Here is a 10,603-nt window from a genome sequence, read left to right on the forward strand (position 1 = left end):
ATGATACGCGCAAGCGCCGCATATGGAGGAAGACCGCCCACTCGCCCCACCCCGGCACACCTCGCAGGACGCTGGCCGACACGGTGCGGCAGCTGCGCCGTCTTGCTTCCGATTCGCGGCGGACCTCTCGCCACGCCTGCCGCTCCATCCACGTTCCCGCGCGGCCACCGGCAACCGCCAGCATCAAGCGCGCGCCGCAACGGCACGTCGGCTTGGCGATGACCGACCTGCGAGGCAACTGCGGCACTCAGCTCGCCATACCATTGTGCCGCAGCAGCGCATCCAGTTCCGGCGCACGACCGCGAAACGCGGTGAAATTCTCCAGTGCCGGGCGACTCCCTCCGCGCGCCAAAATCTCGCGCAAAAAGCGCGCACCGGTCGCGGCCATCTGGTCCGGCGCATCCTCGAACGCGGCATAAGCATCGGCGCTGAGTACTTCGGCCCACTTGTAGCTGTAGTAGCCCGCCGCATAGCCACCAGCGAAGATGTGGCTGAAGTGATGCGGGAAACGGTTCCAGGCCGGCGGCCGATTCACCGCCACCGCATCGCGCACGCGTTCGAGCAATTGCAACACGCCTGCCGCATCGACGGGAGCACTGTTGTGCAACTGCATGTCGAACAACGCGAACTCCAACTGGCGCACGGCAAACATGCCACTCTGGTAATTTTTCGCCGCCAACATCTTGTCGAACAGCGCGCGCGGCAGCGCCGCCCCGCTGTCCACGTGCGCGCTCATCGCCTGCACCCGCGACCATTCCCAGCAAAAGTTTTCCATGAACTGACTGGGGAGCTCCACCGCATCCCATTCCACGCCGTTGATGCCAGCCACGCCCAGCTCGCCGACCTGGGTCAGCAACTGATGCAGACCATGGCCCATCTCGTGAAAGAGGGTGACGACCTCGTTGTGGGTGAAGGTCGCAGGCTTGCCATCGCTGCCGCGACCGAAATTGCACACCAGATACACCAGCGGCGTCTGCACGCCATCGACGCGATTGCGGCGGTTACGGCCATCGTCCATCCAGGCGCCGCCGCGCTTGCCCTCGCGGGCGTACAGGTCCAGATAAAACTGGCCGACCAAACGACCCTGTGCATCGCTGAGACGGAAAAAGCGCACGTCCGGGTGCCACAGCGGCGCGGTGTCGGCTTCCACACGTAAGCCGTAAAGGTCGTGGATGACGCCGAACAAGCCTTCCAACACTTTCGGCTCGGTGAAATAGCGTTTCACTTCCTGCTCGGAAAAACTGTAGCGCGCCTGCTTGAGCTGCTCGCTGGCATAGGCCAGATCCCAAGCCTCCAGCGTCTCCAAGCTCAGGTGCTCGCGTGCGAAGGCTTCCAGCTCGGCCCGATCGCGCTGCGCGTAGGGCTTGGCGCGTGCAGCCAGATCGCCCAGGAACTCCAGCACCTCCTCCGGCGTGCGCGCCATCTTGGTCGCCAACGAGTACTCGGCGTAGCTGGCGAACCCCAGCAGACCGGCCAGTTCGCTGCGCAGCGCCAGGATGCGTGCAATCGCCGCACTGTTATCCAGTGCCGGATCGCCAAACTCCGAGGCGCGGATTGCATTGGCTCGGTACAAAGTCTCGCGCAATGCGCGATCTTCGGCGTACATCTGCACCGGCAGATAGCACGGCATCTGCATGGTCAGTTTCCAGCCCGATAAACCGTCCTGCGCCGCAGCCGTGCGCGCGGCCATGACGACCTCTTCGGGCAAGCCAGCCAAGCGTGCCGGGTCATCGATCAATAACGACCAAGCATCGGTCGCATCGAGCACATGCTGCGAGAACGTAGCCGAAAGCGCGGACAATTCCTCCTGGATCGTGGCGAAACGCTGCTTATCGGCCTCGTCCAGTTCCGCACCGCCCAAGCGGAAATCACGCAACGCGTTATCCAGCACCTTGCGCTGTGCCGGATCCAGTGCAACGGCCGCTGGCGCATCCGCCAGCGCGCGGTACTGCGCGAAAAGCGCCAGGTTCTGCCCCAGCGCACTGAAGAAGCGCGTCACCTTGGGCAGGTTGGCGTTATAGGCCTCGCGCAGCGTCGGCGTGTTGACCACCGCCTGCAAGTGAACGACCTGACCCCAGGCACGCGACAGGGACTCGGTGGCGTCGTCCAACGGCGTCACGAAGGTGTCCCAGCGCAACGGCGCGATCCGCTCGGCCGCGGCGACCGCCGCTTGGGCTTGCGCCAGCAGCGTATCGATCGCCGGGCCGATGTGTTCGGGCTGGATCGCATCGAAACGCGGTAGTCCGGAAAAATCGAGCAGGGGATTGGTCATCGCGGAACTCTCGGTAACGGAGGAAGGACCGGCGACGCCAGCCATGACGGGGGAGATGGTGGTCACTCCAGCGCAGCACAAGGCAGCGCCGGCAGATCGCCACCCGCCAGGGCCACGGCCAATTGCGCATCGGCCTGTTCGACGTCGATGCCGTGCTGCAAGTACCACTCCGGCCGATAGTAGCTATGCGCGTAACGCTCGCCGCTATCGCACAGGATGGTGACGATGGAACCGCGACGGCCCTGCGCACGCATGCGCATGGCCGCTTGCAACACACCGACGAAATTGGTGCCGGTGGAGCCGCCCACGCGCCGGCCCAGGCGCGCGCTGACATAACGCATCGCAGCCAAGCTCAGCGCATCGGGAACTTTGATCATCGCATCGATGCAACTGGGGATGAAGCTCGGCTCCACCTGCGGACGGCCGATGCCCTCGATGCGCGAACCTCCGTTGCTGGTCAAGCAGGTGTAATCGCGCCCGGCCAGCGCCTCACGATAGCCGTCGAAGAACAACGATATCTCCGGGTCCGCGCAGAGAATCCGTGTGGGGTGACGGCGGTAGCGTACGTAGCGCCCAAGGGTGGCGGCGGTTCCCCCGGTACCGGGGCTGCATACGATCCATTCCGGCACCGGGTACAACTCCTCCTGCATCTGCCGGAAGATCGATTCGGCGATGTTGTTATTGGCCCGCCAATCGGTGGCACGCTCGGCATAGAGAAACTGATCCATGAAGTGGCCGCCGGTTTCACGCGCCAGTTGCGCGGCGTCGGCATGCAGATCGCACGCGCGCTCGATCAGGTGACAGCGCCCCCCCTGAAATTCGATCGCGGCGATCTTCTCCGGCGACGTCGTCGCCGGCATCACCGCGATGAACGGCAGCCCCAGCAAGCGGGCGAAATAGGCTTCGGACACCGCGGTGGAACCACTGGAGGCTTCGATCACCGGTCGCCCCTCGCGCAGCCAGCCATTGGCCAGCGCGTACAGGAACAACGAGCGCGCCAGACGATGCTTGAGGCTGCCGGTGGGGTGGCTGGATTCGTCCTTGAAATACAGGTCGATCCCGGAGAAACCGGGCAGTTCCAAGGGGATCAGATGGGTGTCGGCCGAACGATTGAAATCGGCTTCGATCGTATGGATGGCGTTGGCCGTCCAGGCATGCTGAGTCATGATGATGCAGAAACGGAGAGACAGCGCCCACGATACACGTCCATCCAGGTGTCCGTCCGCATGTCGACGGCGTCGACGTACCGAACCTGGCGGATTACAGGGTTCCAGATGGTCGCCACGCTGCACATGCAGTCCGAACGCGCACCGTCACAGCGGCGCGTACGCACCCAACATCAAGCATGCATTGCGCTATCCACGCCTGCCAGCAACGGACGCGGCGGACGCAAAGCCCCCAGCGTACCGACCAGATCGCGGTAGCCACGTGCGAGTTGCGCGAACAGACCCGCGTCGCAGTCGCGCGTTTCTGCGACTGCATGGTAAGCACCGCGGCCAAGATCGATGAAGTAGTCCACGCTGACCCGACGCCGCGCGGCCAGGCCGGGAAACAACCCGGCGATCAACAAACAGCTATCGCCGACCTCGCGCAACGCATTGGCACGGACACCCCCGACCTGCTCCTGCGCATGCAACCAGGCCAGCGCCTGAGTGCGCGCCAACAACTGCGCATCGCGCTGATAGCGCAACAGCACGAACACCAGATAGTGCTCGCGCGATACATCCAACGGCCGGCCCCGACGCTGTCCGGCCTCCTGCACCAACGCCTGCCATAGCTCGGCCGGCGCCCCCTGTCTGAAAGACTCGTACATACGTGCTCCTGGGTAGTGGAAACCCTCGGCTGGAGCTTATGCATAACCCGGGCCAGGACGTTGGCAGTCGACATCGCCGACTGCCAGAAAAACCGGCCAGCGCGTAGCGCTGTCAACAGCGTATTTTAAGAACGATGTGTCGACGGAGGTATCGAAATGACCGCGATTGCACATCCCGCATCCGCTTGAGAACTTGGCACGAGGAAGTTGCATCGCCGGCTGACTTGGCATCTGGTATCGAGACCATCACTGCCTACTCCTCCAATGAACCGATCTGTGCATCCATACCCAAATCCACCAAGCAGTCTTTAACCGGATGGATGGATGGCATCAAGATTCAAGCGCAACAGGCGATTTGGAAGCAGCACTCTTGCCCCGCATCGCCTGGCGCAAACCCGAACACACTCTCCACCCATGGCATGCTACGTCCGGCACGTAAACCATGCGCGGGGTCGCAGAGATCGACCGACCCAGGCAGCAGCGGTGCGGGCGTGACAATGGCGATACCACCGTAGACCGCCAGGCTTATTGACGCGGATCGCGCAGGAACGTCAATGGCGCGACGACGTCAGGCGTGGCACGCCAGGGATTGATATCCAAACCGCCACGCCGGGTGTAGCGCGCTTCGACCTGTAACGACTGCGGATGGCATCGACTCATGATGTCCTGGAAAATGCGCTCGACGCATTGTTCGTGGAAACCCGCATGCTCGCGAAAGCTGACGAGGTAGCGCAGCAGGCCCGCACGGTCGATGCGTCCACCGCGATAACGCAAGTACAGAGAGGCCCAGTCCGGTTGGCCGGTGACCGGGCAGTTGGACTTGAGTAGAGCGCTGGTGAGGGTTTCTTCGACCACCTCATCCGCGGCGGCGAATAGAAACTCCGGATGCGGCGGGCCATAGTTGTCGATGGCGATGTCTAGAATGTCTAGCGACTCGCCTTGCGCGACCGTCTCCAATGGCGGCAGGCCGAATTCCATGGCCACATCGGCGCCGGCGCGTGCCGACAAGTCGGTAACGATGCAACTGCGCAGCGCTTCGGCGCTATTAAAACGCATCGCGTTGAGTGAATTGAGATACAGCTTGAGCGACTTGGATTCGATCAACGACGGCGAAGTGCATGGGACGTGCAAGGTCGCCGTCGCGACGCAGGGCTTACCCCGCGGATCCAACCAACTCAGTTCGTAGGCATGCCAACGATCCAGACCAAAGAATGGCAAGGCTCCGGCATCGATGCCGATCTCGGTGCGCGCGGCAGCGCGCGGAATGGGAAACAGCAGCGCTGGATCGTACTTCTCCGGATACGTGACCTCGCGGCCGAGACTGGAATCCTGTGGGGTGTTCATGCCTTGCAGTGTAATCGGCAGGGTCTGGCTGGCAGATGTACACGTCAGGCTGGGCTGCAATGCCAATGACGACAGCGATCCGCGCCGGGCACTCGGGCTCCGGGCACAGGCCAGGGTGAGAACGACAAGCCAGCGCGTGGACGAGCACCAGCAGACTCCAGGCATGGCGATCTACAAGTCGATGCGGATGAGGCATTCAGGCGAGGTAGTGCATTGGCGGCAGGCGCAGAACGGCCAATATTGGCGCCGCGGCGTGAAAACCCTTGGTAATCCGTGTCAACCGATGCCGCGCAGGTGCGTTTCCGCAGCCAGTGACCGACGTGACAGGCATCGGCGGTCTATCCCTTCAGTCATGGTCCAATCGCAACACAGCGGCGATATGCTTAGCCTATCCCACTAGCCACTGCGGACGGGCCTTACCCGCCCCGCTTTGCCACAGGAGTTTCCTCGGATGTCGCGTTTCTGGAAGATTGCACTGCTGATCCTCACAGCAGTGGTCGTCGTGATGGTGGGATCACGTGTCCTGCATGGTGGCTGGCATCACGGCGCGGACATGGGCGCCGAGACCGACAACACGCCGGTTCCGGTGACGGTGGTCGCGGCGACCCGTCAGGCCGTGCCGATCTACGCCACCGCCACTGGCACGGTCACAGCACTAAGCACCGTCACCGTCAACCCACAGGTCGGTGGTCAGCTGTTGAGCCTGAATTTCCGCGAGGGCCAGGAAGTGAAGAAGGGCGACCTGCTGGCGCAGATCGATCCCCGTTCGCTGCAGGCCAGCTACGACCAGGCGGCGGCCAGCAAACGCCAGAATCAGGCACTACTCGCCACCGCGCGCTCCACGTTCCAGCGCTCCGACACGCCCGCCTACCGCCAGTACGTTGCCAAGACCGACCTGGATACGCAACGCAACCAGGTGGCGCAGTATGAAGCGGCGGTGGCAGCCAACGACGCGCAAATGCGCGCGGCGCAGGTGCAGTTGCAGTACACCCGCATCCTTGCCCCGAACGATGGCCTCACCGGCCTGCGCGGTGTGGATGTGGGCAACATCGTCACCACCAGCAGCAACATCGTCACCATCACCCAGATCCACCCGATCTATGTGACCTTCAACCTGCCCGAGCGGCAGTTGCAGGAGGTACGCCAGGCGCAGGCAGCCGGTCCGCTGTCGATCGCGGCGCTGGACCGCACCGATGCGCATGTAATCACCGGCGACGGCCATGTGGATGTCATCGACAACCAGATCAACGCCGACACCGGTACGTTCAAGGTCCGCGCCCAATTCCCCAATACCGACCGGAATCTGTGGCCGGGGCAGTTCGTCAATGTGCGACTGACCCTACGCACCATACCCGACGCCGTGGTGGTCCCGACCCAGGCGGTGCAGCGTGGCCCCAACGGCGATTACGTGTATGTGGTGCAGGGCGACAATAAGGTCAAGATGCAGACGGTGCTGCAAGGCGCGGACGTGGGCGATACCCAGGTGCAGCTCGTGCAGGGCCTGAAAGCCGGTGAACGTGTCGTCACCGAAGGGCAATTCCGGCTCAAGCCAGGCACCAAGGTCAACGCGCTCAAGCCCGGCGAGGCGCCACCGGCGCCGACCGAAGCCGAACTGAAGGCCGCCGAAGAAAAACAGAAACGCCGGGAAGCCAACGGTGGCGGACATCGCGGCGGGCCGCACTGAGTGAACGCGCCAGACATGTGCCTTAGCAGTCCTGTAACGCCCGTGCGCCGCGTGCGCGTGCTATGGCATGCGATTGGCCGCGTGCGCCTCGCGCAAGCGCTCATGTGCATGGACACCGACACCATCGCCACCGCTTCCAGCCCCACCCGCCCCGCCTCGGCCATCACATCGGGCCGGCTCCGGTAGCGCGAACACTGCCGTTTCTCCCGCTGTCGGCACAGCCGCACCGGACTTCCACCAGCAAGGATTACCCCCGTGGGCTTTTCGACGCTCTTCATCCGCCGCCCGATCGCCACCACCTTACTGATGGCAGGCGTGCTGCTGCTCGGCATCCTCGGCTACCAGCGATTGCCGGTGTCGGCGCTGCCGGAAATCGACGCACCCAGCCTTGTGGTGACCACGCAGTACCCCGGCGCCAACGCCAGCACCATGGCCTCGCTGGTGACCACGCCGCTGGAACGCCAGCTCGGACAGATTTCCGGTCTGCAGATGATGACCTCCGATTCGTCGGCCGGGTTGTCCACGATCGTGTTGCAGTTCGCGATGGACCGCAACATCGACATCGCCGCACAGGACGTGCAGGCGGCAATTCGTCAGTCCATCCTGCCCCAGTCGCTGCCGTACCAACCGGTCTACAACCGGGTGAACCCGGCCGATGCGGCGATCCTCACGCTCAAGCTCAGTTCCGACACGCTGACGCTGCGCGATGTGAACAACTACGCCGACTCGATCCTGGCCCAGCGGCTGTCGCAGGTGCCGGGCGTGGGTCTGGTGTCGATCGCCGGCAACGTTCGCCCAGCGGTGCGCATCCAGGTCAACCCGGCGCAACTGTCGAACATGGGCCTGACCATGGAAGGGCTGCGCAGCGCACTGACCCAGACCAACGTCAACGCGCCGAAGGGATCGTTGAACGGCAAGACCCAGTCCTACAGCATCGGCACCAACGACCAGTTGTCCAGTGCCGCCGACTACAGCGACACCGTCATCAGCTACCGCAACGGCGCGCCGGTGCGGCTATCGGACGTGGCCAAGGTGGTGGACGGCGTGGAGAACGACCAACTTGCCGCCTGGGCCGACGGCAAACCAGCGGTGCTGCTGGAGGTGCGCCGCCAGCCCGGCGCCAACATCGTGCAGACCGTGGAGAATATCCGCGCGATCCTGCCGCAGTTGCGCAAGGTGCTCCCGAGCGGCGTGCATCTGGACGTGTTCTCCGACCGCACCGAGACCATCCGCGCCTCGGTGCATGAGGTCAAGTTCACCCTGATCCTGACCATCGGCCTGGTTGTGGCGGTGATCTTCGTGTTCCTGCGCCGGCTGTGGGCCACCATCATTCCGTCGGTGGCGGTGCCGCTGTCGTTGGCCGGCACCTTCGCGGTGATGACCTTCGCCGGCATGTCACTGGACAACCTCTCATTGATGGCCCTGGTGGTGGCAACTGGCTTCGTGGTCGACGATGCGATCGTGATGATCGAAAACATCGTGCGCTACATCGAACAGGGCAAGAGCGGACGCGAGGCGGCGGAAATCGGCGCGCGCCAGATCGGCTTCACCGTGCTCTCGCTCACCGTGTCGCTGGTGGCGGTGTTCCTGCCGCTGATCTTGATGCCCGGGGTCACCGGCCGCCTGTTCCACGAGTTCGCCTGGGTGCTGAGCATTGCGGTGGTGATCTCGATGCTGGTATCGCTGACGCTCACGCCGATGATGTGCGCGTACCTGCTCAAACCCGATGCGTTGCCCGAAGGCGAAGACGCGCACGAGCGGGCGACGGCGGCCGGCAAAACCACGCTGTGGACACGCACTGTGGCGCTGTACGAACGCAGCCTGGACTGGGTGCTGGATCATCAACAGCTGACCCTGATGGTGGCACTGGCAACGATGGTGCTGACCGTGCTGCTGTACGTTTTGATCCCCAAGGGCTTGTTGCCCGAGCAAGACACCGGGCTGATCACCGGCGTGGTGCAGGCCGACCAGAACGTGGCGTTCCCGCAGATGCTAAAACGCACCCAGGCGGTGGCCGAGGCGCTGCGCCGCGATCCAGCCGTGACCGGGGTGGCTGCCTTCATCGGTGCCGGCTCGATGAATCCCACACTCAACCAAGGTCAGCTCAGCATCGTGCTGAAGCCGCGCAACACGCGCGGCAGCCTGGAAGAACTGCTGCCACGACTGCAACAGGCGGCGGCCGGGTTGCCGGGCGTCGCGCTGTACTTGAAACCAGTGCAGGACGTGACCCTGGACACCCGCGTGGCCGCCACCGAATACCAGTACTCGCTATCGGACATGGACAGCACCGAACTGGCGACCCAGGCCACGCGCCTGACCGAGGCGCTGCGCAAGCGCCCGGAACTGGCCGATGTGGGCAACAATCTGGCCAACCAGGGCCGCGCGTTGGAACTGTCGGTGGATCGCGACAAGGCCAGCACGCTCGGCGTACCGATGCAGACCATCGACGACACCCTCTACGACGCGTTCGGCCAGCGCCAGATCTCGACCATCTTCACCCAGCTCAACCAATACCGGGTGGTGTTGGAGGTGGCCCCGGAATTCCGTACCAGCACCGCGTTACTGAATCAATTGGCGGTGGCCAGCAACGGCAGCGGCGCGCTGACCGCCAGCAACGCCACCAGCTTCGGTCAGACAACATCGAGCAATTCTTCCACCGCCACCGGCATCGGCGCGCAGAACATCGGCATCGCCGTCGGCGCCGGCGGCACCGTGCCGTTGACGGCGCTGGCCAACGCCAAGCTGGCGACCACGCCGCTGGTGGTCAGCCACCAGCAGCAACTGCCGGCCGTGACGCTATCGTTCAACCTGGCGCCGGGCTACTCGCTGTCGCAGGCGGTGTCGGCAATCGAGCAGACCCAGGCGCAGTTGCAATTGCCGCAGCAAGTACATGCCGAATTCATCGGCAAAGCCGCCGAGTTCAACGGCAGCCAGACCGATGTGGTGTGGCTGCTGCTCGCCTCGGTGGTGCTGATCTACATCGTGCTCGGCGTGCTCTACGAGAGCTACATCCATCCGCTGACGATCATCTCCACGCTGCCGCCGGCCGGCGTCGGCGCACTGCTGGCGCTGATGCTGTGCGGGCTGAGCCTGTCGGTAGATGGCATCGTCGGCATCGTGCTGTTGATCGGCATCGTCAAGAAGAACGCGATCATGATGATCGACTTCGCGATCGACGCACGCCGCGAAGGCGCCAATGCGCACGACGCGATCCGCCGCGCCTGTCTATTGCGCTTCCGCCCGATCATGATGACCACCGCCGCGGCGATGCTCGGTGCGCTGCCGCTTGCCCTGGGCGATGGCATCGGCTCGGAACTGCGCCGACCCTTGGGCCTGTCCATCGTCGGCGGCCTGCTGCTGTCGCAGTTGGTCACGCTGTACACCACACCGGTGATCTATCTGTATATGGAGCGCGCCGCCGAACGCCTGCGCGCCTATCGCGCGCGGCGCGCGGCGCGGGCTGGTACGGTCGCGGGGGAGCAGGCATGAG

The 10,603-nt window shown here is 64.0% G+C and carries 6 protein-coding genes; 2 read left to right on the top strand and 4 right to left on the bottom strand.

Annotated elements, in window-relative coordinates; translation table 11 throughout:
• Nucleotides 1–247: 247 nt before the first annotated feature.
• The 4 genes from XaFJ1_RS13305 to queF form a co-directional block, all read right to left on the bottom strand.
• The gene (locus tag XaFJ1_RS13305; RefSeq protein ID WP_012917199.1) at nt 248–2,272 is read right to left on the bottom strand and encodes a M3 family metallopeptidase; all 2,025 of its coding nucleotides are present in this window, start codon (nt 2,270–2,272) and stop codon (nt 248–250) included.
• Nucleotides 2,273–2,334: 62 nt separating this feature from the next.
• Nucleotides 2,335–3,438, bottom strand: coding sequence for a PLP-dependent cysteine synthase family protein (locus tag XaFJ1_RS13310; RefSeq protein WP_012917200.1), 1,104 nt, complete (start codon nt 3,436–3,438; stop codon nt 2,335–2,337).
• A gap of 173 nt (nt 3,439–3,611) precedes the next feature.
• The gene (locus XaFJ1_RS13315; protein ID WP_012917201.1) at nt 3,612–4,085 is read right to left on the bottom strand and encodes a hypothetical protein; all 474 of its coding nucleotides are present in this window, start codon (nt 4,083–4,085) and stop codon (nt 3,612–3,614) included.
• 525 nt (nt 4,086–4,610) lie between these two features.
• Nucleotides 4,611–5,429, bottom strand: coding sequence for an NADPH-dependent 7-cyano-7-deazaguanine reductase QueF (gene queF, locus XaFJ1_RS13320; protein WP_012917202.1), 819 nt, complete (start codon nt 5,427–5,429; stop codon nt 4,611–4,613).
• Between the two features lie 451 nt (nt 5,430–5,880).
• Here queF and XaFJ1_RS13325 point away from each other — a divergent pair, with 451 nt between their 5' ends.
• Both XaFJ1_RS13325 and XaFJ1_RS13330 read left to right on the top strand, forming a co-directional pair.
• Nucleotides 5,881–7,113 (top strand): efflux RND transporter periplasmic adaptor subunit, encoded by a 1,233-nt coding sequence (locus tag XaFJ1_RS13325; RefSeq protein WP_012917203.1) that lies wholly within the window; start codon nt 5,881–5,883, stop codon nt 7,111–7,113.
• A gap of 255 nt (nt 7,114–7,368) precedes the next feature.
• Nucleotides 7,369–10,602 (top strand): efflux RND transporter permease subunit, encoded by a 3,234-nt coding sequence (locus XaFJ1_RS13330; protein ID WP_012917204.1) that lies wholly within the window; start codon nt 7,369–7,371, stop codon nt 10,600–10,602.
• The last annotated feature ends 1 nt before the right edge of the window (nt 10,603 follow it).

The organism is Xanthomonas albilineans (assembly GCF_009931595.1).
Classification (GTDB): domain Bacteria; phylum Pseudomonadota; class Gammaproteobacteria; order Xanthomonadales; family Xanthomonadaceae; genus Xanthomonas_A; species Xanthomonas_A albilineans.